Raw genomic sequence first — 24,195 nt, forward strand, 5'->3', positions numbered from 1 at the left:
GTGGCAAAATGGGACTTATTCGGTCGCATTTGGCATATGAGCCGGGCTATGCCAGATATAGCAGATGACAAACAGCACATCGCCTATTTGCGCTCCATCTCCAAAACGAATAAACCAGTCGATTCCAGTGCCGATATTCCTTTGCACGATCTGGAGGTTGTCGTCGTTGATCTGGAAACGACCGGTTTTTATCCCGATCACGGAGATGCGATTATATCGATGGGAGCCGTCGCCATGAGAGGAGAGCACCTCCTCCTCGGCGATTCTTTTTATACGTTGGTCAATCCCGGTCGGGCGATTCCTCCACACATCCGCTCTCTCACCGGGATTACCGATGATATGGTTGCCGATGCTCCCGAGCTGCTAGAGGCTTTGTCCCGTTTTTTTCAATTCGTTGGAGATCGTCCACTCGTTGCCCATCACTCTCGCCATGAACGTGAATTTTTACGATCTGGACTTTGGAAAACGAGCCGGCGTTCGTTTACCCACCGCATGCTGGATACGATGCTACTCATCCGATTGTTGAGCAATCCGATTGGCAACGGTTCGCTGGACGCCCTCTGTGCAGCACACGACATCCCGATCTCACGCAGGCATCACGCTTACTGTGACGCTGTTGCCGCTGGTACGCTCTGGGCGAAGTATTTGGTGAAAGCAAAATCACATGGATTTACAAACCTGCGGCAGGTTTACGAGGCCGTACGCTAGAAGTAGTTCGAACAAGTTCAACAAGTCCTACCAACCAACATGAGGAGAGAATATCATGCTACAAATCAGAGACGCAGTTCTGGGTGACCTATCTGCAATGCTCGCTATTTACAACTACGCGGTGGAAAATCTGGTTGCGACATTTGACTTGGAGCCACAGACCTTGGCCCAGCGCGAAGTGTGGTTTCACAAGCACGGTGACAGACATCCGATCATCGTCGCCGAATACGAAGGGAACGTGATCGGCTATTGCAGCCTGTCCGTTTTCCGTGAGAAACCCGCCTATCAAAAATCGACCGAGCTGTCTATTTATATCGCCCCCGATCAAAGCGGGAAAGGTGTCGGCACGACCTTGATGAGTGCGATTTTGGAGCGTGCCAGACAACTCGAATACCATACGATCGTGAGCGGAATCGTAGGGGGCAATGACGCCAGCGTGAAGCTGCATGAGAAGTTCGGGTTTTCATTGGCTGGGAAGTTTCAAGAGGTGGGATTTAAATTCGGAGAGTGGCACGACGTTCATTTCTATCAATGGATGGTCAAGTAACAGCATACGAAAAGCCGACACCCTTTTCACAAGGAAGTGTCGGCTTATTTGTTATGTAGGAAGCGAATACCGAAAAGTGGCACATCTTAAGCCAGGGTCTAATCCCTTAGCCCTTATGATATTAGTGTAACTGACGGATGATTATAAGTCTATATCTTTTTGAAAATTTGCACTAAAGTAGGTGTACCTGGCCAGGGAATCAAAAACAGGAGGTAACCCTGCTGTGCAATGGCTGTCATGGGATCTGAACCTGAAGACCAGATTGATCGGTGAGACGCTTTTCAACCTATTGTTTTGGATGTACTTTCCCTTTCTTACCCTCCACTTTAGTGATACCTTTGGCAAAAATGTTGCCGGGTTACTCATGACAGTGCCACCGATTATGAGTATGATCGGCAATCTTTTTGGCGGCTATTTGGCTGACCGATTTGGTCGTCGATATGTCATGCTGTCAGGAGCGTTTTTGCAGGCAGGCATGTTTGTCCTGTTTGCCTTCTCCCTCTCTTCTTGGATCGATTATCTTGCGTTTATTGGAATCGGGCTTGGCAAAGCGGTATACAGCCCGGCGAGTTCTGCGATGGTCGCTGATCTCACCTCCGAAAAAGACAGACGCAGAATATTCGCTACCTTCGTTACAGCCATGAACATTGGCGCCGTATTGGGACCCGCGTTGGGGGCCATCTTTTTCTTTCAATACCGCAGTGAGCTGCTATGGACTTGTGCGCTTGTCACTTTTTTGTATTCGATTGCGATCTGGCTCCATGTGAGAGAGACACTGCCACAGTCTGTAAAAAGCTCTGTCGCCTCCATCCATTTCCCTTCTGTTATGAAGGAGCAATGGCAGAGCTACACCGTCATTCTACGCGACAAAGCCTTTGCTATCTATATTTTCGCAGGCATGCTGATTACGATCGCAATCGTGCAGCTCGATTTATTTTTGGCCGTCTATGTAAAAGAATTCGTCCCAGCGCAGACACTGCTCTCGTGGAAAGCATGGTCGCTCTCGCTTAGCAGTACGGAAATTTTCGGATGGATGCTGGGAATAAGCGGCCTTCTGTTTGTTCTGTGCGCCCTGCCTGTTACCAAATGGTTTGAGAACTGGAGCGACCGGAATGTCTTCCTCTTGTCCTCCCTGCTGTTTGGCATGGGCATGTTTTTGGTGGGATTCACGACGAATGCATGGCTGTTGTTCGGATGCGTGGTCATTTTTACAGTAGGGGAAGTAATGCGAACGCCGGTCGAGCAGAGCTTCGTCAGCAAATACGCACCAGAACATGCACGAGGACAGTACATGGGCGCCTCTAACCTGCAGTACTCGCTCGGCCGCTTCCTCGCTCCCGTAACCGTCATTCTTTCGGAGTGGATCATGCCTATTGGTGTTTTCGCGTTCATCTTGCTATGCTCTCTGTTGAGTGCCGTTTTTTATATGAAGCTATTCCAAATCGTTCAGAAACGCGAGTCAGTTCATTACGGATAAGCTATAGCCGAAAAACAAGAAGTGGTTGAGCAGCGATAACCTCCTGCCAACCACTTTTTTCGTTCAAGATTATAATTTTTTCGGAGCTTCTAATTTCACGGGGTCAACCATTACTTTTATTTGTGCTGGCGTTCCTTCGATCGTTACTTTCACACCGGAAACAACCATTTCTTTTGGTGTTTTTGCAACGTTGGTATTTGCAATGAACTGATCCAACTCCGGCGTCCAGGTAAGTCCAGTCGCTTGAATCATCGCCTTCACTGTATGAACGTCAGGAACCCCTTCATACATGATACCGTCTATTGTTTTTTGATCACCGCTCAGCATAACGCTTACCCATATCGCTTTTTCGTTTGCCGAATTTTCTTGCTTTGGATAATAAAAGCGATAGAAGTTTGTTTTCTTCTCTAGTTCAAGCGCAAATGGCAACGTGTGAATACCCTTTTCAGCTAATTCGTCTCTTATGCTGCTGTAATTACTCAGGTACGTTTTGGTTGTCATATTTTTAAACGCAGAATCAGAATGGTACATTTTTTGTTCTTTCTCATGTGAAATGCTGTTTTCAATTGCAGTCGTTTGGTTAGAACCTCCGAATACGGTAAGACCCGCGACTATGACTATTGCTGCTACTGAGATAGAGACTGCATATTTTTTCATTCTGGGTTCCCTTCTGGCGAAGCCGCATCGATTTCCTTCGCCCCTGTCATTTTTAGCAATGCCTCATAAGAGACTGGTAAAAGTGATTCTGCGATACCTGCCGCCGTATAAACCACAGAAAAGCGCTTCAAGGAGCGATCCACATAGACAGGCACTTCCTCCTGCAAAGCAAACGGACAAACTGCTCCGACACGGAAGCCCGTCATTTTTTCTACCTCTTCCGGCGTAGCCATCTTTGGCTTTCCTTGTCCAAACGCTGCCTTCACTTGCTTGGGATGGACTCGTACATCTCCTGCTGCCACGAACAAGGCGAACTGCTCATCCACCCGAAACAAGATCGACTTTGCGATTTGGCCGATCTCGACACCTAATGCCTGTGCAGCCACTTCGGACGTAGGCAACGGCTGTTCAAACAATATCGGCTCGATGCTCGAGTCATAGCGTTGTACGTAGCTACGAACCTTTTCCAGAGGGCTTGCGATCATTCTCCTTCACTCCCAATCTCAACTAAAAAAACGTCATCTCCTTGCGACACACTGCCTGTCTTGACAACTGAAGCATACACGCCGAAGTGATTATTGTGACGCTTGACGCATGCCTTCAATACGGCAGGAGTCATCGTCAGCGTATCTGGGTCGATATTGACATAAACACAGCGCTCGCAGTGCTTATTGACTTGCAAGGTCACATCATTGATTTTGATCTGTTTGCCCAACCATTTATCTTCCGCGAACGGCTCATCATCCTCCAGGACAACGACCAAATTCCCCCGAAAGCGTCGTGGATCTACCTGCTCTGAGCCAATCTGCCGCGCGATCTCTCTAAGAGAAGCATCCGTAACCAGGAGAATGTGGTCTTCCCAGTTCACACCGCCTTCTTGCGGACTACTAATCATAGGTGTAATGGAGCGATTCGCCGTCTCCGCGACATGAGCAAATAAAGCATCATCCCACGTATGTACACTGCCATCCCGGGCTTCGATCCGAATCGGCGGATACGCTTCTTTTCCTGTCCCTTCGGTCATGCTGGCATGATACCCTATAAGAGCGGGCACGACATCCGCACTGAGATACTTACCTTGCCGGGCATTGTCCCAAAAATAATAGGCACGGTCTCCATACAAGCCAAATTCATCGACCGTACTTGATGCTAGCTCTTCCCCTCGCATTGCTTTGACAGGATGACGGAAAATGGTTTGCAGTGTTCCTACTTTTTTCATTTGGTTTCCCTCCCCAACGCTTTCTCTATCCGGAAATAAACGAATTCCGAACCCGCCCCCAAAACGTCAATCGTTTGTAGCGAGCGAATTTTACTTTGTCTGGTCCCACTCGGCACCGAATGGAACGCACATCTCTCCATACCGCCTGCTCGCGGTCCAATCCAATCATAATCTCGGGATTCATGACAATCAGCTCTACTTCATGATGCTTCGGCAATACGAGCGAGCTGTTGATGGTCCGATACGCTTGGTTATTGATCGAAGCGATCTCGGACAATTGAATCGCCTCAATGGACGGATGAACAATCGCTCCATCCACGGCTTTGTTATAAGCTGTACTTCCGGACGGTGACGATACAATCAAGCCATCACCACGAAATGTCTCCAGCTCATCGCCGTTTATATAGACACATGTCACCAATGTAGACAAATTAGCGTTGCGCAAAACCATTTCATTCAGCGCCCACTTTTCGTACTGCTTACCTTCCCTTGTGCTGATCCTGCATTGGACCGTTGGATATTCCGCGATCAGAGGCTCTTCGTTTAACAGTCGCTCGACGAATTCGTCCAGCTCCTCGGGACGCCAGTCCGCATAAAAGCCAAGATGTCCCGTATGAATCCCTACATAGGACGGCTCGATTCCGTATTGATGTACGGCCTCCAAAAGCGTCCCATCTCCCCCGATGGACAACACCATATCCGGTTGTTCAGCCGGCCCCTTGACGAAGGTAAACGGGCTATTGGCTGCTTGCAGCTTTTCTTTTAAGGCATGTTCCACTTCTCGTGTGTAATCATCATTTCGCAGTACAGTCGCAATCTTCATGCTGGTCTGCCCTCACTTTTATGCTTACAAGCGGTCTTGCACGCTCTGTTGTTTGTCTTCACTATACCATAGGAAAAATCGACTTGCATAAAATCCCACTTGTCACCAGCGGTCACTCTGAAAAGACTGCTTGCGAAATTGAGATAAACGCCTCTCTGTAGCTGGTGATATTTCCTCAGGAAGCTCATCCCAAGCAAAAAAGCGCATTTCCGCTACTTCTTTGTCATCCTTACTCAATTCTTGACCGGACGTGAGGTCAAAATGATACAAGGCAATGTGGTCTCGTTTCCCTTCCCGCTCACTGTAAAAAAGATGGCAGAGGGTAAGTCCGTCCGCTCGTATTCCGCACTCCTCCCACAACTCCCTGCGAGCAGCATCCCCAAACGACTCTCCTCGCTCTACTCCTCCTCCCGGCAAATACCAGCCATGGACATACGTATGCCGAATTAACAAGACTCCCTTTTCTACATCCGTTACAATGACACGGACACCTAAGGTGAGAGGCTTGCGGATTTTCCAATACCATTTCGCCACTGCATGGTACCAGGCCATATTTCCACCTCGCTTTTCCATGTGCTACCATTCTTTGGCCACCCATATTTTCCCTGCCATGGTCAAGAAAAAAACAGGCCTTTCGACGGCCTGTCTCACGCGAGGCGATTCTCCAGCTCTTTGACAATTGCCTCTGCTTTTCGAATCCATCTCGAATCAATCTCTGCGTCCTTGTCTACCGGCTCCTGAAACTGATTCATCAAACCCGAAGCGAGCGGCTCCATGTAGCCGATATCTTCCTCTACCCCAGTCTGGTACACATGCCTGATCACAAAAGGCCGTCCGAGTTCCAGCCATGCATCCGGGCTGTCGAGCTCACCTTGCAATACTTTGACAGGCAAGCGCAAAAAGACCGTGTTCTTGTCATCCAACGCCCGGTCGAAGTACCCTTGCTCATAATCCCAGTTGGACAATGTAAAGTGCGGCTGAAGCGCTTCACGAAAATAGCCAAATGTCGCCCGCGTGCCTGGCAAGCTACTGTTTATTTGTTTCATCGTCGATCCCTGCCTTTATTTATTCTGTGAGAAACGTTCACCGTTTTGTTCGTAGTGTATGACAAAAGGCGAGGTTGTACTCTCACATCTACAAAAAGCAGCAAGCCTCCTAAGCCGTGATGGCCTTGAGAGGCTTGTAAATTCCCCACCATTAAATCAAGACAATTGTCAGAAGCGTAAAGAGCGCCAATGGAATGATTTTTCGTCCGTTCCGGCATCTTTTCCGTCTTCTCCCTTGGACTTTTGGCAAAACATAGGGCGGTGGAGGTGGCGGCGGCGGACAAAAAAAGGGCGGATACGGCGGGAATGGTGGAAATGGCGAAATATTTTGCTCCCAAGGACTCACCTGTGGCTTCTGCTCGCTATACGGACTGACTTGAGGTGGACGATTGCTGGTGCTATACGGACTGACTTGGGGGGCGGGACGATTACTGCTGCTATACGGGCTGACCCGCGAGTTGTTGGAACTGCCGAAAGGACTGACCTGACTGTATGGATTATACTCATCGCCGTAGGGACTTGCCTGCGAAAAGTATGGATTACCTCCATAAGGACTGAGATCGCCATAGGGAGGATAACCTGCATACGGGTTATAGCTCACATACTGAAAGTAATAATCAGGATAGTGCCCCCATCCTCCATACGGCTGCCGATTGGCCACTTCCATTACTTGATAAGGATTGTAGTCCTCATAGTCCTCATAATTCTCATAATCATACTCTTCGAAAACTTCTTCTTCTTCCGCATCCTGGTCTACAACTTCTACGTATACGTTTTGATCATCATAATCAACAATGACGCCTTCAAACACTTGCCCGTCAATTGCTTCGATGCGCACTTTTTTCTCCACGTGCTCCTTGCAGATGTTGTGCACATTTTCTCGCATATCCTTTAACAGGCTGACAAACTGAATGTCAGCCTGATACAGGTTTTTATCAGAATCAGACTGCATGGTAACTCCTCCCCTTCTGGTGTTTCTTTATTACCATATACAAGTGCCCATGGGGAGGTTACCGGAATCTAGGCGAGACTAGCCCAATTTACAGAAAGCGGGCAGGTAAAAATGGCAAAAGGTGCTCCGTCTCCCCTTTTTCCACAAAGTCAGCCATCGATTTAGCCGTGACGGGGGAAAGCAGGATACCATTGCGAAAATGTCCACCTGCGATCGACAGACCTTCCCAGCCAGGTACGGGGCCCAAGAGCGGCTTGCCATCTTGTGTCGCAGGTCGAAGTCCGCCCCAAGCCTCCAAAAAGGTAGCGGAGTGTAGCGCAGGAACATACGGCATGGTCCCTTGCAGGATACTGGCTAACCCCGCCATTGTGACGTCACGCTGGAAGCCACTCTCATCCTCAGTCGCACCAATGACAATTTTTCCATCCTTTTTCGGAGTGATGTAGCCTGTCGTTCCGAAAATCACCGTTCGCAATGGGATGCCCACGGACGAGACGGCCGCAATCTGTCCGCGTACAGGGCGAATCGGCACGGAAATACCCAGCATCGCAAGCATCATTCCAACCCATGCTCCCGAGGAAATCACCGTCTGTGCGGCACGCAGTGACCCTGTAGAAGTCTCGATCCCGATCACTTTTCCACCTTTTACCGCAATGCCACTCACCACGCAGCCAGATAACAGCTTCACTCCTTGCAATTGGCAAGCAGTAGCCAAGGCGCGAAGAAGCATTCGATTGTTAATGTGTCCTTCGTACGGCGAATAGATGGCCGCTTGCACTTGATCGGTCAGAAGTGGCTCTACCTCTTTCACTTGCGCTGTATTCGAGAGCCAATGCACAGCATGTCCCGCTTCTTTTTGCCAACGGTACTTGTCGGCGAGCTGTTGGACTTCCTCCTCATTTAACGCGACGGTCAGCAACCCCTCCAGGCTTAGCTGTACGTCTCCACCAGTCAATTCCTCCAGCTCCGCTGCCCATTCCGGGTATAGCGCAAGTGACTCCATGCCCAAATCTAGCATCGGTCCAGGTACCGTGAATTCCTTCAAAGGAGCAAGCATTCCGGCCGCAGCGGAAGACGCCTGACCTCCCCATTCTCCCTGCTCGACCAAGGTAACGCTCACCCCGCGCCGTGACAGCTCGTATGCCAAGCTCAATCCGATAATTCCTCCACCCACTACCAGACAATCACTCATCTTTTTTCTCTCCTCACTAAGTTGCGATTACGTCTTTTTTAAAAAACTCTTTGTACGTTGCTGTTGTGGTGTGGAGGAAACAGGAGAAAACGCTCAGCTTCTAGGGCCACCCCCTGCGGGATTGACGGCACGACTCCAGCAAAAAGCGAAACCGCGTCCAAAGTGGTCTCTTCAGGATGCATTTTCAGAGGTGGACGCTTAAGAGCGTGTTTCGCTTTTTGCATTGCGTCTCGGTCGGTGTCCCTAAGATCTTCGCTTATTTCTCCTGTTTCCTCTACGAGCTTTCGTGTTATCCGATTTTTTAAAGATTTTTAATTAATGAAGAACGCAATCAGTTACGCCAGAGAAGAATATTTCCAGACGTAGCGACTTGTGGAGTCCTACCGAGCAGAGAAGGGATGAGCGGGCAAAAGAAACGCAACGTGCCCGGACTACGAAGCGGCTACCACTTTTGCGTTTCCCCGCGAATCCCTTCGGAGCGGGCAGTCCCAGCCCCCAGCAGGACGGAGCCTGGAGCCTAGACTGGAAATATTCTTCTCTCCACTTCAGCTACGCTTAACTCCATAACAAAAAGCCCACCCGTTCCTGAGCAGGAAAAGGTGGGCTACATACGCATAGGTAACAATAAGCAAAAAGCGCAGTCTGCCGGCAACCGTATCCCTGCGCCGGCATGATCCGGATCAGGTGCAATGGGTCGATGGTCGATTGCTTCCATCCTCTCAGCCCCGCATGAAGGACTCCCCAAGTTGCTTGTTTATTATGATATTCCTTTGTAAGTATAGTCCTCTTTACAACCATCTGACAAGCACGTCCGCTGGTTAATCCTCATCCTTCACATCGTAGCTCTCTGGAATCGGGTCATGACGCGCGGCATCCTCGAACTCCCGGAGCTTGCGAATTTCCTCCAGATGATGATTGAATTGCTCTTTGTTGATGATGTACTCATTGCCGTCATGGACAGCACGGATGCGACCCTGCTTGATTTTTTCCATAATAAACGTCTCGGGAAGCTCCAAATAAGCAGCTGTCTCCTCGACGGTCAAATACGTCTTATTCTCGCGCAATCTAGCCTCCAGTTCCGCTTTCTGCCGCTCGTAGCCTGGCTTGCCCAGCAAGGCAAACATATTGGCTTTGTACGCCTCCACCCCTGGCTGATCAAACGGATTGACGCCCAGCAAATAGCCGCTGATTCCGCATGCCTTTTCAAAAAAGTAAATCAGTCCACCGAGATAGTAAGCTGTCGCCTCCGGTATTTCCACAAGCAGATTCGGTACACCGCCGTCCACATGGGCCAGCACCGTTCCCTCGAAAGCTTTTTTATTGACATACCCCATTCGTTTGCCAGTCAAAAAATTCAACCCATCGACGTCAGCGGGGTCCTCCTGGACAGTCAAATCCACAGCGGGCTTCGTCACAGACACAACGGTCTCAAACAAATGCCTCATGCCGTCCTGTATGTATTGGCCCAACGAATGCAAGTCCGTTGAAAACTCGGCAGAAGCCGGAAAAATCCCTTTGCCATCCTTGCCCTCCGATTCCCCGAAGAGCTGCTTCCACCACTCCGCAAAGTAGCGAAACTGCGGCTCATAGCTAACCAACAGCTCCACTGTCTTGCCTTTTCGATAGAGTGCATTGCGAATCGCCGCATACTGATAGCACGGATTATCGCGCAAATCCATGACCATGTAACGTTCGCGTGCATCCTTTGCCCCTTGCATGAGTGCATCCATGTTCGCCCCGCTTACAGCGATCGGCAACAATCCAACCGCGGTCAGGACTGAATATCGCCCTCCGATATCATCTGGAATGACAAAGCACTCATAGCCTTCGTCATCCGCCAGCTTTTTCAGGGCTCCCCGCTGTTTATCGGTCGTAATGTAAATTCGTTTTTTGGCCTCTTCACGTCCATATTTCTTTTCCAGCCATTCCCGAAAAAGTCGAAATGCGATAGCTGGCTCTGTCGTCGTGCCCGATTTTGAGATGACGTTGATGGACACATTTTTTCCTTCTAACACGTCCATCAGATGAGAGATATAAATCGGACTAATATTGTTGCCCACAAAATAAATCTCTGGAGAACGTCGCTTGGACTTCGGCAGCAAATTGTAGAAGCTGTGGCCCAAAATGTCAAGCACCGCTTTTGCGCCTAGATACGAGCCTCCGATGCCAATCACCAAAAGCACATCCGAATGCGATTGAATCCGGGCTGACGCTTGGCGAATTCGTTCATACTCGTCCCGGTCGTATTGTTCCGGCCAATCGACCCACCCAAGATAATCTTTTCCAGGTCCAGTCCTTGCATGAAGCATTTGATGCGCAATTTCGATCGCTGGAGAAAGCTGCTCCCACTCATGCTGTTTGACAAAGGATCGAGCGTTGGCGTAATCAAAACGAATCGTTTTGTTCATAGCTCCCCTCCGAGGAACGTCATCTCATCTTTATCTATGATATCACGGCAAATGGCGGCAAAGAACTTTCCGACAAAACGTATCAAAATGCACTTAATTATGTCCAAAATGTGAACATTCGGCATTTCATGTTACCTTTTTCCAGTACTACCGTAAAAACCTTTCGAGCAATGAAATAATATGGTTCTTACCAAAGCAAGGAGAATGAACATGAAAAAACGATGGTGGATCATCGGTTCCGTCGTAGTCCTCCTGGGCATCGGGGGCGTTGCGTTTTCCATGATGGGATCGCAACAAGCTATGGGAATGCCTGTCAACATCGGCGCACCAACGAAATCAGCTTTGGAAAGCAAGGTTTTGACATCAGGGCTCGTCACCGTAGAAGACAAGCTCAAACAGTACGCCAACGTCACCGGGACCTTACGCGAGTTTGTCGTCAAAGAAGGTGACAAGGTGAAAAAGGGACAAGTGATCGCGAAAATCGACACGTCCGATGTCGATAGCCGAATCCTCGAGATGGACGCGCAAATGGAATTGGCCAAAGCCAACCTCGCCAAGGCACAAATCGGCAACGAGCCGGAAGAAGTCGCACAGGACCAAGAACGTGTCTCCCAAGCCCAGCGTGAATACGATGCGGCAAAGCGAGAATATGATCGGATGAATCAATTATTCACTTCTGGTGCTTCCACCCAGCAAGAGCTGGACAAGTTGAAATCACAAATGGATAGCGCTCTATCTACGCTGAATGTCGCCAAGCAACAGCTCGCTCTCAAGCAAAAGGGACCACGTAAGGAAGACATTGCCGCTCAGCAAGCCCAAATCAACAAGCTGAATGTAGAAAAAGCACAGCTGAATAAAGAACGAGTCCAAAGTGTCGTCGTGGCACCTATGGATGGAACCGTCATTGGCGTTGCAGCTGATAACGGTCAATACGTCAACAAGGGAACGGAAATCTTGACCCTTGCCAATCTAAACAATCTGTTGATTGAAGCAGACATCAACGAATCCGATGTCAACAAGCTCAAAATCGGTCAATCTGCCACGATTGAAGGCGTGACACTCGGAAAGAAAAAGCTAAATGCGGAAGTAGCTCGCATCTCTCCAACCGCGACCACTACTGCCACCAAGTCGGGGCAAGGTGAAAAAACACGCGTCAAAGTCACCCTTAAGCCATCTGGAGATCTATCTGCTTTGAAGCCGGGCTTCCATGTAGACATCAACATCTCCGTGGAAAAAATCGATAATGCCATGCAAGTGCCAATCGAAGCGATACAGCAAGATGCTGACGGCAGTACCTTTGTCTGGGTATCTGCTAATGGTGTTGCGAAAAAGCAAAAGGTCGAAACCGGTATGGAAAATGAGTTGTTCACTCACGTCAAGTCTGGACTTAACGGTGATGAGCAAGTGATTTTAGGCCCTGTCGAATCCCTGACTGAAGGAGCTCCTATCATGCCAATGAGTGGTGGCGACGCACCAATGGGTATGTAACACGTAAAGAAGGAGGTCAGCCGACGATGCTTCATGTAGAAGGCTTGACGAAAGCATACAAGACGGGTGATACCGTACTGCCCATCTTAAAAGGTGTCTCCCTGCTGGTGGAACAAGGCGAATTCGTTGCCATCATGGGGCCATCAGGATCAGGGAAATCGACGTTTATGAACATGCTGGGCTGCCTGGATCGTCCAGATTCGGGTTCGTACATGCTAGACGGCATTGAGGTTAGCAGTCTGAAGGATACGGAACTCGCCGTTGTTCGCAACCAAAAGATCGGCTTTGTGTTCCAATCGTTTAATCTACTCGCCCGCTCTAGCTCTTTGCACAATGTAGAGCTGCCGATGATGTACGCGAATGTCAGCCGCTCAGAACGGCGCAAACGGGCTACAGAAGCACTCAAACGGGTGGGGTTGGCTGAACGCATGGACCATAAACCAACCCAGCTATCCGGTGGTCAAAAACAGCGTGTAGCGATTGCCAGAGCACTAGTCAATAAACCAGCCATCCTGCTGGCAGACGAACCGACGGGAAATCTGGACAGCCGCTCCGGGGTCGAAATCATGGCCATGTTTCAGGAACTGCATGCGCAAGGCGTTACGATCATTCTCGTTACCCACGAATTGGATATCGCCCAGCACGCTGAGCGGATTGTGACTTTCAAGGATGGCGTGATCATTCGCGATGAAAAGGTTACGGAGCGGATATTCTCCAAGCCGTCTGACGAGGTGATTGTCACATGAATTTTATGGAAAGCTTTAACACCGCCGTGGAGGGTATCTGGGCGAATAAAATGCGCTCGATCTTGACCATGCTCGGGATCATCATCGGGATTACCTCCGTCATTGTCGTCACGGCACTCGGTGAAGGTGGACAGAGAGCCATCAACGAAGAGATGGAAAAGTTTGGGCAGAACACGTTTAACGTCTTCATCAATTGGGAGACAAAAGAAGAGATAGCCTCAGAAGATATGACCGTAGAAGATACCGAGGTGCTCGGCAGGATTAGTCCCGCCATCGAATACATCGTGCCTTCCAACTCCAGTACGATTGATTTGAAGGGTCCGAAAAAAGAAGAGCGCGTCAACCTCACTGCCTCCACTGCTGATTATTTTTCGATGCAATCAACATTGAAGGTGGCAAAAGGGCGACTTTTCACCGAGGTCGATGACAAAGAGCAACGCGCCGTCATCGTCCTAGAGGAGGCTCTCGCCCAAAAGCTGTTCGGTCAAATGAGCCCGATTGGTCAGCGTGTTCGCTGGGGGAATCAATCTCTCGTCGTAATTGGAACGTACACGGAAGAGAAGTTCAAGTTCGATATGGCAACGAGCTATGGAGCGATTATTCCCATCCGTTACGAAATGAGCCTGCAGGAAGAGCCTTCTGTCCAAATGATCATGGGAAAAGCGATCGACAAAGCCTCTGTCGAACCAGCCATGCAGCAGGTCAAACAGTACTTGAGCCGCAAGCATCAAAAGGAAGACCATTACAGAGTTCGCAGCATGCAAGAATCCATGGATCAGTTTAATCAAATGACGGGCACCTTGACGCTGATCTTCAGTATCATCGCAGGAATCTCCCTCGTGGTTGGTGGCGTCGGCGTTATGAACATCATGCTCGTATCCGTGACAGAGCGTACTCGCGAAATCGGGATTCGCAAAGCATTAGGGGCACGCCGACGAGATATTTTGATTCAGTTTTTGATTGAATCGGTCATCGTCTGCTTGATCGGTGGATTAATCGGGGTGTTGTTTGGCCTTGGTATTGCTTCGATCATCGCCTATTTTGCACAGTTGCCGCCGCTTATGTCCTGGAACAGCGTGTTTATCGCATTCGGCTTCTCCAGTGCCATCGGTATATTCTTCGGCCTTTATCCGGCCAATAAGGCAGCCAAGCTCGATCCAATCGAAGCACTGCGTTACGAATAAGGAAAAAACAAGCACCTGTAAGCTCTCTGGCTACAGGTGCTTGTTTATGTTGGCAACGTATCTGTTACCAGCTTCAAAAGAAAAAAAAGCGCAATCCCCACGCTCGCGACTGTCCACCAGAGCGGCTTGCTGTCAGCCTTTTCTGCCTTGTAGATCCCGATTAACTTCCAGGTACCCACCGCCACGCACAAGAGGCTAAACAGGAGCAGGATTGTCCCCATGACCTCCCTCCCCTCACTCCTAGCTATATGGGGATGAGAGGGAAAAAATCACTTCTTCGGGTCCTTTTTGCCCAATCGACCGAGGACCATTCGGCCCCGTTCCTTGATGGACTCGTCCTTGATATCTTGTTGACGCTTTTTCATCAAACCGTTTTTGGAAGTATCCGGTCGGTCCGTTTGCCGTCCATCTCGCATTAGCTATACTTGCCTCCGCTTTTTTTCTCGTAATCGTCCAAAAGCTCAGCAAAGCCCTTGTTGCGCTCGCGTTCTTCCTGCTCCCGGCGCTTTTGTTCGGCTGCTTCCATCGCTTTGCGCTCGCCTTCTGTCTTCATGTCTTTTTCAAGCTGCTTGAGTGCTCCGAGCGCATCTGCATTCAGCATATCCTTCAAACTGTTCAATCCACTTTTCGCGTCTATCGTAGTTGTTGTCTCTGCTTGACGCTGTGGTTTTCGTTGTTTTTTCGCCATTGAAATTGCCACCCTTTCCCTATCCTCATTCTGTCCTCATTCTCTGGCCCCATCCGGGTCATACTATCTTCATCTTTCACAAAGAGGAGGACATCACATGGTTCGCAACAAAGAAAAAGATTTTGGAAAAACTGCTGAAATCCGAGGACCCAAAGCCCAATCCGAGGCTGTCCGCTCTGACGGCTCCATTAATAGTGAACCACAAGAAAGGCTAAAAGAAAACCGCTAACAAAAAAACCGCCGAGCAGCCATTATGCTCGGCGATTTTTATTCTTTCTAAAGTTTGATGAGTCTAGGGTGAGTGTATTCTCATGAGAATGAAACTAAATCAATTTGGAAAAGCGGAAACAGTTCATTGGAGAGCTACGCGAAGAAATTATACAGCAGGAGAGAATCATCAAATTAATCGCGTCCTATAAGCCTACAAATTGAGGATTCGGGCGTTTGTTTGCATAATATTGTGACAGACGAAGATGAAGGTTTGCCACTCACTGGCTGGCTGCGTTACTGTATACAAAAAGCCGATTGCAAAAACAATCGGCTGAGAGAAACGCTGCGCGTGTCGTAAGACTAAAAACTCATAGGTGGTGGATTGTACCATGACACAAGTGATAGTAGTTCTGATTATATTTACTTTTGTTGCCCTGATTGCCCGAATTGTTTTCCGATCAATCAAGGAGAAAAGACTTCCAAATCCGCCTAACTATACCCCTTACGATGATGTAATGTCTGGAAAAGTACGCTCGGATGAAACCCAATATTCCTCTTCAGACATTCCCAGACCTTGAATCAGACCATCAGTTCAGGCTAAACAAGGTATACAGTAGCTGATGAGCTGCATCTCTCACGGGAATGATCGCACTCGTTACCATCAGATCTTCCCCCTTTATTTAGCATATGCAGCTGGGTCTCATTTGGGCTGAGCGCGATCTCCCCTCGGAAACCGAATAAGGGGTTAGTGACTGATGCATGCTATGGGAAAAAAGGAGGTCCAGATGATGGATAACGATAAGCAAAAGAACGACAAGACGAAGGATATTTCCCTCGATGGGACGCTGCCGCACCAAATCAGTGCTCCTGACTTCAAAAACTCGTCCCGTACGATTCAAAAGCCATTCGTCAATGAGTTCGGAGTCGTCATCGGTGACAGCTTGTACGAGTCCCAGGAATCTCCCTTACACAACTGGAGCACGGAAACCGATCCCTCCATCATGGCAGGGGACCAGTGGGTACATCCGACCAACGACATTGGCTGGAACTCGATAGAAAATCGTGAGCTTCTTGAGGATCAAGAAGAACAAGATGGAGCACGTTTTATGCACCCGACCTTTGATGTGAGCAAAGGCAAGGACTAATGCCAGCTTTTTCATGCAGCCCGTTCGGCAGAAGCACTTCTGACCGGACGGGTGTTTTTGGATTGCGCTTGACCTGGAGCTTCGGGACACTACTCTGACTTGTGTTACAATGGAAGACAAGTAGCAGAAAGGAGCTAGTCCATGAGTATCACACTTGCGATAGAGCCAGCGTTTTCCCTTGCCTATCAACGTTATGCCGGCTTTGTACCGGGGGATACACTTCGATTGTATGTACGAACAAGCGGCCCCGGAACCGGTGGTATGTTTTATGCGATTGAAAAAGATGAGGTCCTCACCGATGATGCTGTATTTGAAGTAGAGGGGTTGCGATTTGTCATTCGTCCAACGGATTTCTGGTATTTCGACGGGGGACATCTGAGCTACAATCCGCTCTATGGCGAGTACGGCTTTCACTTCACCAACACTCGTCTGGATTAGCACTAGACAGAAACTTCTTTTGGCTTGATTCGTAAGAAGGAATATCTGCCTATATCTTCTGGGAGGAAAAACGATGAAAAAAAGCCGTTCAGTCCTTTTGGCGATCGGTGCTTTCTTACTTGCCAATTTAAAATGGATACTTAGCATACTGAAGTTTTCAAAATTCGGGACCACCATTATATCCATGGGGATTACTTTGTGGGCGTATGCCGTTTTTTACGGATGGAAATTCGCCGTGGCTCTCGTCTATCTGATCTTCGTCCACGAAATGGGGCATGTGATTGCCGCCAAACGAAAAGGAATCGCGACCTCACCCGCTGTCTTTATTCCTTTTGCCGGAGCCTTCATCGCCATGAAAGACATGCCGCGTGATGCAAAAACCGAGGCATACTTAGCCTACGGCGGACCCTTGGCAGGAATGATTGCTTTCTTGCCTGCCCTTCCGTTGTATTGGTATACGCAGGACCCTTTCTGGGGGTTGGTTATCTACTTGGGTGCCATGCTTAATTTATTTAACCTACTGCCCATCTCCCCGCTAGATGGGGGCCGCATCGTTTCGGTATTGTCGACGAAAATTTGGTTTATCGGGTTAGTCGGTCTGGGCGTTATGCTGTTCGCCAACCCAGGACCGATTACCGTGTTTATTTTCATCATCGGCTTGATCACGTGGTACAACCGCCTACGTGGCGGCTATCAACAAAAGCTCCTGCAATATGAGCGCGAAAGAATTGCAGACTTCCAGCAAAGCATAGCCAAATGGCCCGCGTTGGAATCGACATGGGATATCCGCACGCAAATGAATGCCGAGGTAAATGCAATCAATCAGGAGGATTTGAAGAAATTTTATGTTCCGTTTTTGCAGGACAAACAACGCCTTCAGCGTGACTTCAAGCGACTCGATAAAGTGTATGTGAACAGAAAATGGGAACTGTTCAGACTGTGGGAACGAGAGCCTGTTTTGTTTTACGATTCGGACCCGAACCGACCGATCCCATCGGATGCGCTTCGGGATGGGGAACGTGCGGCGCAAGAGAGATTAGCCGAACTGGATGAGCAAATGCACCAGCTCACTACGTATTACGATGCACCTGCCTCTACGAAGTGGAAAGTGTTAGTTGCCTATCTCGGCCTAGCTGCTGTACTATCAGCGTTTTTCGTCTACGCCCAACAAATTCTGCACAGGTAACCGCTTGCACTTTGCGTTGCTTGACAGAAATGGATGCCTATCTGCGGCCTTCTCCGAGCGCAAAAACGTGCGCTACGGTTATCTGAGGGTCGCTCTTCCCGACCCAAAGGGCGTAAAACGCCCCCTACGGTGGTATATCGCTTTTGTGCGTTCCACCCAATCAGAGTAAAATAGAAAATAGTACTTTCATAAAATTCCAGAGAGGATGACTTTTTACTTGGACACCGTCCCGATAGTGCTCAACCTACTGCTTGTTATATTTCTTGTTTTTCTTAACGGCTTTTTCGTAGCCGCAGAGTTCTCACTCGTGAAGGTGCGGCAAACGCGCCTGACACAGATGGTGAATGAGGGTAACAGACGTGCAGTCTATGCCCAAAAAGTAACGCATAAGCTAGACGCCTACCTATCTGCCTGCCAGGTCGGGATTACTCTCGCCTCGCTGGGACTGGGTTGGGTCGGGGAACCGGCCATTGCCCATATGATTGTGGAGCCTTTGCTTGGATCTTCAGGATTGCCTGAATATGCAATCTCCGCGATTTCTTTTGGTGTAGCCTTTGCGATTATTACGTTCCTCCACATTGTCTTGGGTGAGTTGGCTCCGAAATCATTGGCCATTCAAAAAGCAGAAATGACCTCGTTGTGGGTTGCCGCGCCATTGATGTTTTTCTATAAATTGCTTTACCCGGCTATCTGGTTCTTGAACGGAACAGCCAACGCTCTCATGAGACGACTCGGACTCGAAGCCATCTCGGAACATGAAGCGGCACATACCGAAGAAGAAATTCGCCTGTTGGTCAACCAAAGTCACCAAAGTGGCCATATCGACCAAACCGAATTGGCTCTTGTGGAACAAGTTTTTGACTTCTCCGAAACCGTTGCTCGGGAAACGATGATCCCGCGCATTGATATGGTTTGCTTATATACGACGAATACCTTTGAAGAAAACCTGGAGATTATCCGCTCGCAACGCCACACGCGTTTTCCAGTTGCAGCTGAAGACAAGGACAACATCATCGGTTTTGTCCATGCGACAGACTTCTACCTTTCTGCGTTACAAGACGGAAGCGTGGAGCTGGATTCGTTGCTCCGCCCTGTCCTGACCGTACCGGAAACCATGGAAATCAGCACGGTATTACGCCTGATGCAGAAAAACCGTTCACAGCTCGCGATTGTCATCGACGAATACGGCGGAACAGCCGGTCTCGTGACGATGGAGGATATTCTGGAAGAAATCGTTGGGGATATCCAAGACGAGTTTGACGAGGAAAGACCAGAGATTGAGAAGCTGGACAATGGCCTCTCCGTATCCGGTATGCTCGTGTTGGCTGACCTGAATGACCATCTTCCGTTCGAACTCGAATCCGAAGATGTAGACACAATCGGCGGTTGGTTGTACAGCCAGCTCGAAGAAGACATCGCTGTTGGCGCGATAGTAGAATGGGAAAACCACCTATTCACCGTCAAGCAGATGGATCATCACCGTGTCACACGCGTCCTGATTACGCGTTTGGAAAAAGATGAATCGGAGCAACAAGAACTGTTGACCGTCTCCTAATCATCACACCTCCGTACAAACCAAAGCCCCACACCTGCTTACTTGGCTGGTGCGGGGCTTTTTTATTTCGCAGGTGAGTTTCGTCGTTCTCGTTCGTCTACGTGGTCTCCTGGCCCATGAGTGGCTTCCAGTCGTCCACGCCGTTGTCCTCCAAAATTCCCATCGTCACATCGCTAATATCCGGGTCGGTGAGCAAGCTGTCACGAATGCGGTATTTAATATCGTCTGCCACAGCAAGACTCAGTCCTGTCCGCAACTCTACATAGCACTCCACATGGTAAAAACGCCCTTCCTGTACAATCCGCATCCGGTTGATGTCCGTCACATCCGGGTCAGCAAAAATGACTTTGGCTACCCGATCCTCGATTTCTTTGGGAGCTGCAATACCAATCAAACCGACCATGTTGTCGTACCCTACCTTGAATGCCACACCCACCATGAGAATCCCAATTAGAATGGTGGCAATCCCGTCCAGCAAGGCAAAGGAAGTAAATGTAGTGACGATAACGGCAATCAGCGCCAATAACGCACCGAGGGTTGCCACGATGTCTTCGTAAAAGACAAGTCGTGTCGGTGGAGCCGCACGTCCTACATTCCGAAAGGCTGCCGGGATGACAGCAAAGCCTTTCGCTTCCACCCTAGCTTCATGAACGATTTCAAACATCACTTTTACCAGCACATATCCATCCACGATGACTGCCAGAGACAAAATGATGAAATTCAACCAAAAATGACTGGATTCTGCTGGCTCGGAAATGAGATGGAAGCCTTTGATAATGGTTTCGTAGGCCATGATGGTTACGACGATCACCGCGACCATACAGAAAATGTTAATGACACGACCAAAGCCTGTAGGGAACCTCGGTGTCGGTTTTTTCTCTGCGAGTACGCTGCCAAAGAAAACGAAGAACTGGTTGACCGCATCGGCTACCGAATGCATCGCCGACGCAAACATGGCTCCACTCCCACTATAGACAGCCGCAAAGCCTTTTGCGATAGCAAGCCCCGTGTTTCCCAAAGCCGCTGTCGCCGAGGACATATTTCCCTTTTTTAGCGTTGCCCAAAAAGAGCCCATGGTGTTGCCATTCCCTCCTTGAACGAGACGATTTCCTTTACTATTCCCTATTCGTAAGGAGTGTTTCTTATGAGAAATGGAACATATACACAAAGAAAAGACAGACATCCGAAGTGGATTATCTGCCTTTCCTTGTTACCGCTACCTTATGCTACTAATTTCAATCCTGCTACTGCTATAATCACCACGGCGATGCACAAGATCCGCAGCTTGTCTTTTGCTTCTCCATAAAACATCATCCCGACAAGAGCGCTACCTACCGTACCAATCCCTGTCCAAACCGCATAGGCCGTTCCCATAGGGATTTCTCTCATTGCAAGAGACAGAAGAAGAAAGCTGATCGAAAAACCGCCGATTAGTACCGTAAAAGAACGGAAAGAAGGCTTCGTGTTGACCTGTGTAATCCCCATCACGCCGACGACCTCAAACAACCCTGCAAAAATTAAGGCTACCCATGTCATGCCACTTCACCTTCCTTTCGCGGCTTTTCTTCATGATCCGGTGTAACCAGCTTCAAACCAAGGATTCCCCCCAGAAGAAGCGCGATCAAGCCTACTTTTGTCCAGCTGAACGGTTCTCCAAACAGGACCATTTCGCTAATAACCGTACCGGCCGTACCCAAACCGACGAAGATCGCATAAACCGTACTCGTTGGCAGCTTTTTCCCTGAATAGATCAAAACACCAAAGCTGATAATAATCGCTAAGACGGTCAATGCCCACGACCAAAAGCTATCAGCGTGCTTCAAGCCCGCTACCCACATGACTTCAAATACTGCTGCGACGACAACCATCAACCAATATTTCCCCATGCTCTGGCTCCCTCCTCTTTCTTTTACGCTCATGGTAACGGACGTATCCGTTTTTATCGTTCCCCAAAATACATACTCATCCAAGATGGCTCAGGCTTTTTCCGAATGCAAAAAAAGCCTCGGGTGAATACCATCACAGATATTCCTCCCGGGCTTTTATCCCTCCGTGTACACGACCATGGTCGTGGGTTTTCTCTCGGTCCTGACCGGCCAGATGACTAACCGCGGAACCCTAGAAAACTCAGTACATATGCAGTTCTTTTCTTGGGGTAACTGTCCTTATCATATCAAAAAACGCCGCGTTTGGCAATGAACGTGCGACACTTCGGCAAAGGACCACCTTATGGTATCCTACAAAGAGAAGCATGATACAAGGGAAGAGAGGAACGTACGTATGACGAAAGTGTTGTTTGTTTGTCTGGGCAATATTTGTCGCTCGCCCATGGCCGAAGCCGTATTTCGACATCTCGTAGAGGCGGAGGGATTGGCAGGGGAAATCTCCATCGATTCAGCGGGGATCGGTGGTTGGCACGCTGGGGAACCTCCACACAAAGGTACACAAAAGGTGTTGACCGAGAATGGGATTGCGCATGATACACTGCGTGCTCGCCAAATTATCACACAGGACTTCTCGGCGTACGACTATATCGTCTGCATGGATGAGGAAAATTTGTCCGCACTCAAGCAGATGGCGCCGTCAGGGAAAAAGGTGTACCGCCTGCTCGACTTTGCCGATTCTGCCCAGGAACAAAATGTGGAGGACCCTTATTATACGGGGCGATTCACCTATGTGTATGACCTGGTGAATGCGGGTTGCCGAGGGCTGCTGAACGAAATCAAAGCCAATATCGCCAAAAAGGGATAGCCCGTCATCTGGGCCATCCCTTTTTCTTATACGGCAACCGTCTCCTTCTCCTGCAATTTTGCCAGCCAGCTCTTCGTACTCGCAATCAAGCGTTTGTAGCTGTCTGTCGAGGAAAAGGTATGGTCTCCGCCGACTACTACTTCTGTTTCGCAGCTCCCCCGTCTCCGCAGGTGTAGCTCTCGCTCATAGTGGAACATGGCATCCACCGCAATGACGTCATCCCGATTACCGTGCAGGATTAACACATCTCCCTCAAACTGCTTGGCTTGACGCAGCGGAAGAGCCGTGCCCAGCGACTGGAAAAAGCGCTTCTCCAATCCGTAGCCCAAATGATCCGTTTTGCCATACGAAAGTGCTTCCTTGTATTCCTTCTCCCCCACGATCCGAACGATATCATCGAAGGGTCGTGCTACCGGTGCCCATAGGATGAGCGAGTGTATGCGTTTATCCTGGCTCGCTGTCAGTACACTGACCGCACCACCCAAACTATGCCCTAACAGGCACACGCGCTCCTGATCTACCTGTTCCAGCGTGAAAACATGGTCGAGGACATCACGTGTTTGCGCAAGCAGGACATCCAAACCACCTGCACCATAAACGCCGTCACTTTCCCCGCAGCCTCCGTAATCGAAACGCAATACGCCAAAACCGTGTGAAGCCAGTTCTCTGGCAGCTTTTACAAACAAGCGGTTCACTCCAATCCGACTGCCGATAAAGCCATGGCAAATGACAACCAACGGGTATTTCACTCTGGTCTTGCCTGTGGTGCATGTAGGTTCATGCAGGGTAGCCGTCAACGAAATCGTTTCGCTAGGTATTTGCAAAATCCGTTCCAAAGAACTCACCTCTTTTATTTTTAGTATTCCGAGTTGTTTACTTAGTTATTATGCTTATTATCTTCATTTTCATGAACGCTGTCAAGATGAACCAGAAAACTCAATGAAAAATCATCCCGCACCGTTTATGATGGAAGGGAACGAGGCGCAACATAAGAATGCTTGCTTTGCTGGAGCTGTTGCACCGAAGATAGAATTGTGAGGAGAAAACTATGTCCGACTTGCGAAAAGAAACCTTGGAAAAAATAAAAAACGGTGATTTCACCTGTTCCAAGGAGCTTACCTTGTCTATGTTCAGCGGAAAATGGAAAGTCGTGATCCTGTGGCATTTAGGGGTAGAAGGCCCGCATCGCTTTAGCGAGCTACAACGGCTGTTTCCAAAAATCACACATAAAATGCTGACGAATCAGTTAAAAGAGTTAATCGAAGACGGGATTGTTCACCGGGAAGTATACCCTGAGGTTCCACCGCGCGTGGAGTATTCTATGACGGAGCTGGGGATGACTTTGTTGCCCATTGTGGAAATGATGTATGAGTGGGGCGAAATGCGGATGGGGCAATTGAAGCTGGCATTGGGGGAGGCGTCTTCTGACTAGCTGCTGTGGTGGGGAGGAAACAGGAGAAAACGCTCAGATTCTTGGAACACCTGCGGGGAAGCTGGGCTGCCCGGCTCCGTGAAAAAAAGAGAAACCGCGTCCAAAGTCGACTGTTCAGGAGGCTTCTCAGAGGTGGACGCTAAAGGCAGTTTCTCTTTTTTTCACTGCGCCTCGGTAGGTGTGTCCAAAGATCTTCGCTGTTTTCTCCTGTTTCCTCTGCGAGCTGTTCGGGATTCCACCTTCGTTTTATAAAAAAGAAAAAGACCACATGAATGCTACTTTCAAGATGAAGACAATAGCCACGTGGGAAGAAGCACATTTCCAGTCCTAGCGCCTCTGGAGC

The 24,195-nt window shown here is 49.1% G+C and carries 29 protein-coding genes, 1 pseudogene and 2 riboswitches; of the genes and pseudogenes, 13 read left to right on the plus strand and 17 right to left on the minus strand.

The genetic code is table 11. The features are described from left to right. The 3 genes from HPY28_RS12110 (at nt 1) to HPY28_RS12120 (ending at nt 2,732) form a co-directional block, all read left to right on the plus strand. Entirely contained in the window at nt 1–708 is a 708-nt protein-coding gene (locus HPY28_RS12110) for an exonuclease domain-containing protein (protein WP_017250017.1), read from the plus strand. A 55-nt stretch (nt 709–763) separates the two neighbouring features. Continuing rightward, nucleotides 764–1,255, plus strand: coding sequence for a GNAT family N-acetyltransferase (locus tag HPY28_RS12115; protein WP_174230635.1), 492 nt, complete (start codon nt 764–766; stop codon nt 1,253–1,255). 223 nt (nt 1,256–1,478) lie between these two features. Beyond that, the gene (locus tag HPY28_RS12120; RefSeq protein WP_017250015.1) at nt 1,479–2,732 is read left to right on the plus strand and encodes an MDR family MFS transporter; all 1,254 of its coding nucleotides are present in this window, start codon (nt 1,479–1,481) and stop codon (nt 2,730–2,732) included. 69 nt (nt 2,733–2,801) lie between these two features. Here the strand turns inward: HPY28_RS12120 and HPY28_RS12125 are convergent, their stop codons facing one another. The 10 genes and pseudogenes from HPY28_RS12125 to HPY28_RS12165 all read right to left on the minus strand — a co-directional run. Beyond that, complete coding sequence (locus tag HPY28_RS12125) at nt 2,802–3,389, minus strand: hypothetical protein (protein WP_174230636.1); 588 nt, start codon at nt 3,387–3,389, stop codon at nt 2,802–2,804. Further along, a complete protein-coding gene (locus tag HPY28_RS12130) occupies nt 3,386–3,874 on the minus strand; it encodes a YbaK/EbsC family protein (RefSeq protein WP_017250013.1) in 489 nt (162 codons plus the stop codon). The genes HPY28_RS12125 and HPY28_RS12130 overlap by 4 nt, the downstream gene beginning before the upstream one ends. Then, the gene (locus HPY28_RS12135) at nt 3,871–4,608 is read right to left on the minus strand and encodes an MOSC domain-containing protein (protein WP_017250012.1); all 738 of its coding nucleotides are present in this window, start codon (nt 4,606–4,608) and stop codon (nt 3,871–3,873) included. Before HPY28_RS12135 ends, HPY28_RS12130 begins: the two co-directional genes overlap by 4 nt. 25 nt (nt 4,609–4,633) lie before the next feature. Next, nucleotides 4,634–5,431 carry an NAD kinase gene (locus HPY28_RS12140; RefSeq protein ID WP_017250011.1) on the minus strand — a complete coding sequence of 266 codons (798 nt, stop codon included), beginning with the start codon at nt 5,429–5,431 and terminating at the stop codon, nt 4,634–4,636. Between the two features lie 102 nt (nt 5,432–5,533). Next, nucleotides 5,534–6,004 carry an NUDIX domain-containing protein gene (locus HPY28_RS12145; protein WP_238144642.1) on the minus strand — a complete coding sequence of 157 codons (471 nt, stop codon included), beginning with the start codon at nt 6,002–6,004 and terminating at the stop codon, nt 5,534–5,536. Between the two features lie 74 nt (nt 6,005–6,078). Then, nucleotides 6,079–6,477, minus strand: a complete 399-nt coding sequence (locus HPY28_RS12150; protein ID WP_017250009.1) for a YugN-like family protein — start codon at nt 6,475–6,477, stop codon at nt 6,079–6,081. 151 nt (nt 6,478–6,628) lie between these two features. Beyond that, the gene (locus HPY28_RS12155; protein ID WP_017250008.1) at nt 6,629–7,429 is read right to left on the minus strand and encodes an LSm family protein; all 801 of its coding nucleotides are present in this window, start codon (nt 7,427–7,429) and stop codon (nt 6,629–6,631) included. Between the two features lie 88 nt (nt 7,430–7,517). Beyond that, complete coding sequence (gene thiO / locus HPY28_RS12160; RefSeq protein ID WP_174230637.1) at nt 7,518–8,621, minus strand: glycine oxidase ThiO; 1,104 nt, start codon at nt 8,619–8,621, stop codon at nt 7,518–7,520. Between the two features lie 637 nt (nt 8,622–9,258). Continuing rightward, nucleotides 9,259–9,375, minus strand: a riboswitch (TPP riboswitch). A 64-nt stretch (nt 9,376–9,439) separates the two neighbouring features. After that, the gene (locus HPY28_RS30915) at nt 9,440–9,685 is read right to left on the minus strand and encodes an excisionase family DNA-binding protein (protein ID WP_318533228.1); all 246 of its coding nucleotides are present in this window, start codon (nt 9,683–9,685) and stop codon (nt 9,440–9,442) included. Then, nucleotides 9,680–11,029 (minus strand): annotated as a pseudogene (locus HPY28_RS12165) (glucose-6-phosphate isomerase); the annotation flags it as partial. The pseudogene HPY28_RS12165 and the gene HPY28_RS30915, both read right to left, overlap by 6 nt. Nucleotides 11,030–11,239: 210 nt before the next feature. Here HPY28_RS12165 and HPY28_RS12170 point away from each other — a divergent pair. From HPY28_RS12170 to HPY28_RS12180, 3 genes are read left to right on the plus strand one after another with little or no spacing between them, the layout of a single operon-like run. Continuing rightward, nucleotides 11,240–12,517: an efflux RND transporter periplasmic adaptor subunit gene (locus tag HPY28_RS12170; RefSeq protein ID WP_017250004.1), complete on the plus strand. Its 1,278-nt coding sequence runs from the start codon at nt 11,240–11,242 to the stop codon at nt 12,515–12,517. 26 nt (nt 12,518–12,543) lie between these two features. Then, complete coding sequence (locus HPY28_RS12175; protein ID WP_007724719.1) at nt 12,544–13,263, plus strand: ABC transporter ATP-binding protein; 720 nt, start codon at nt 12,544–12,546, stop codon at nt 13,261–13,263. Then, nucleotides 13,260–14,447, plus strand: a complete 1,188-nt coding sequence (locus tag HPY28_RS12180; RefSeq protein ID WP_017250003.1) for an ABC transporter permease — start codon at nt 13,260–13,262, stop codon at nt 14,445–14,447. Before HPY28_RS12175 ends, HPY28_RS12180 begins: the two co-directional genes overlap by 4 nt. Before the next feature lie 44 nt (nt 14,448–14,491). On the opposite strand, the gene HPY28_RS12185 is transcribed toward HPY28_RS12180, so the two are convergent. The 3 genes from HPY28_RS12185 to HPY28_RS12195 are packed head-to-tail and all read right to left on the minus strand — an operon-like array spanning nt 14,492 to nt 15,135. Further along, entirely contained in the window at nt 14,492–14,668 is a 177-nt protein-coding gene (locus HPY28_RS12185) for a hypothetical protein (protein ID WP_007724726.1), read from the minus strand. 48 nt (nt 14,669–14,716) lie between these two features. Beyond that, nucleotides 14,717–14,863 carry a hypothetical protein gene (locus HPY28_RS12190; protein ID WP_007724729.1) on the minus strand — a complete coding sequence of 49 codons (147 nt, stop codon included), beginning with the start codon at nt 14,861–14,863 and terminating at the stop codon, nt 14,717–14,719. After that, the gene (locus tag HPY28_RS12195; protein WP_017250002.1) at nt 14,863–15,135 is read right to left on the minus strand and encodes a DUF3886 domain-containing protein; all 273 of its coding nucleotides are present in this window, start codon (nt 15,133–15,135) and stop codon (nt 14,863–14,865) included. Before HPY28_RS12195 ends, HPY28_RS12190 begins: the two co-directional genes overlap by 1 nt. A gap of 97 nt (nt 15,136–15,232) precedes the next feature. On the opposite strand from HPY28_RS12195, the gene sspK reads away from it, so the two are divergent. The 5 genes from sspK (at nt 15,233) to HPY28_RS12220 (ending at nt 19,669) form a co-directional block, all read left to right on the plus strand. Continuing rightward, entirely contained in the window at nt 15,233–15,364 is a 132-nt protein-coding gene (gene sspK / locus HPY28_RS12200; RefSeq protein ID WP_007724732.1) for a small acid-soluble spore protein K, read from the plus strand. Between the two features lie 769 nt (nt 15,365–16,133). Then, complete coding sequence (locus tag HPY28_RS12205; RefSeq protein WP_069847490.1) at nt 16,134–16,490, plus strand: DUF3905 domain-containing protein; 357 nt, start codon at nt 16,134–16,136, stop codon at nt 16,488–16,490. Nucleotides 16,491–16,631: 141 nt separating this feature from the next. After that, nucleotides 16,632–16,928 (plus strand): iron-sulfur cluster assembly accessory protein, encoded by a 297-nt coding sequence (locus HPY28_RS12210; protein ID WP_017250000.1) that lies wholly within the window; start codon nt 16,632–16,634, stop codon nt 16,926–16,928. A 73-nt stretch (nt 16,929–17,001) separates the two neighbouring features. Continuing rightward, nucleotides 17,002–18,114, plus strand: a complete 1,113-nt coding sequence (locus tag HPY28_RS12215; protein ID WP_069846884.1) for a site-2 protease family protein — start codon at nt 17,002–17,004, stop codon at nt 18,112–18,114. Nucleotides 18,115–18,331: 217 nt separating this feature from the next. Continuing rightward, nucleotides 18,332–19,669, plus strand: coding sequence for a hemolysin family protein (locus tag HPY28_RS12220; protein ID WP_017249998.1), 1,338 nt, complete (start codon nt 18,332–18,334; stop codon nt 19,667–19,669). A gap of 97 nt (nt 19,670–19,766) precedes the next feature. On the opposite strand, the gene HPY28_RS12225 is transcribed toward HPY28_RS12220, so the two are convergent. The 3 genes from HPY28_RS12225 to HPY28_RS12235 all read right to left on the minus strand — a co-directional run bounded on the left by HPY28_RS12225 (nt 19,767) and on the right by HPY28_RS12235 (nt 21,555). Continuing rightward, nucleotides 19,767–20,744, minus strand: a complete 978-nt coding sequence (locus HPY28_RS12225) for a cation diffusion facilitator family transporter (protein ID WP_017249997.1) — start codon at nt 20,742–20,744, stop codon at nt 19,767–19,769. Between the two features lie 146 nt (nt 20,745–20,890). Then, nucleotides 20,891–21,205: a DMT family transporter gene (locus HPY28_RS12230; RefSeq protein ID WP_017249996.1), complete on the minus strand. Its 315-nt coding sequence runs from the start codon at nt 21,203–21,205 to the stop codon at nt 20,891–20,893. Next, nucleotides 21,202–21,555 carry a DMT family transporter gene (locus HPY28_RS12235; RefSeq protein ID WP_017249995.1) on the minus strand — a complete coding sequence of 118 codons (354 nt, stop codon included), beginning with the start codon at nt 21,553–21,555 and terminating at the stop codon, nt 21,202–21,204. The genes HPY28_RS12230 and HPY28_RS12235 overlap by 4 nt, the downstream gene beginning before the upstream one ends. Nucleotides 21,556–21,698: 143 nt before the next feature. Then, nucleotides 21,699–21,802, minus strand: a riboswitch (guanidine-I (ykkC/yxkD leader). Between the two features lie 147 nt (nt 21,803–21,949). Here HPY28_RS12235 and HPY28_RS12240 point away from each other — a divergent pair. After that, nucleotides 21,950–22,420 (plus strand): low molecular weight protein-tyrosine-phosphatase, encoded by a 471-nt coding sequence (locus HPY28_RS12240; protein ID WP_173622720.1) that lies wholly within the window; start codon nt 21,950–21,952, stop codon nt 22,418–22,420. Nucleotides 22,421–22,446: 26 nt separating this feature from the next. Here HPY28_RS12240 and HPY28_RS12245 read toward each other — a convergent pair whose 3' ends face one another. Further along, nucleotides 22,447–23,265: an alpha/beta hydrolase family protein gene (locus HPY28_RS12245; protein ID WP_174230639.1), complete on the minus strand. Its 819-nt coding sequence runs from the start codon at nt 23,263–23,265 to the stop codon at nt 22,447–22,449. A gap of 203 nt (nt 23,266–23,468) precedes the next feature. Here HPY28_RS12245 and HPY28_RS12250 point away from each other — a divergent pair, with 203 nt between their 5' ends. Continuing rightward, nucleotides 23,469–23,852: a winged helix-turn-helix transcriptional regulator gene (locus HPY28_RS12250; protein WP_017249992.1), complete on the plus strand. Its 384-nt coding sequence runs from the start codon at nt 23,469–23,471 to the stop codon at nt 23,850–23,852. The last annotated feature ends 343 nt before the right edge of the window (nt 23,853–24,195 follow it).

The sequence above is a fragment of the Brevibacillus sp. HB1.2 genome, from assembly GCF_013332495.1.
GTDB lineage: Bacteria > Bacillota > Bacilli > Brevibacillales > Brevibacillaceae > Brevibacillus > Brevibacillus porteri.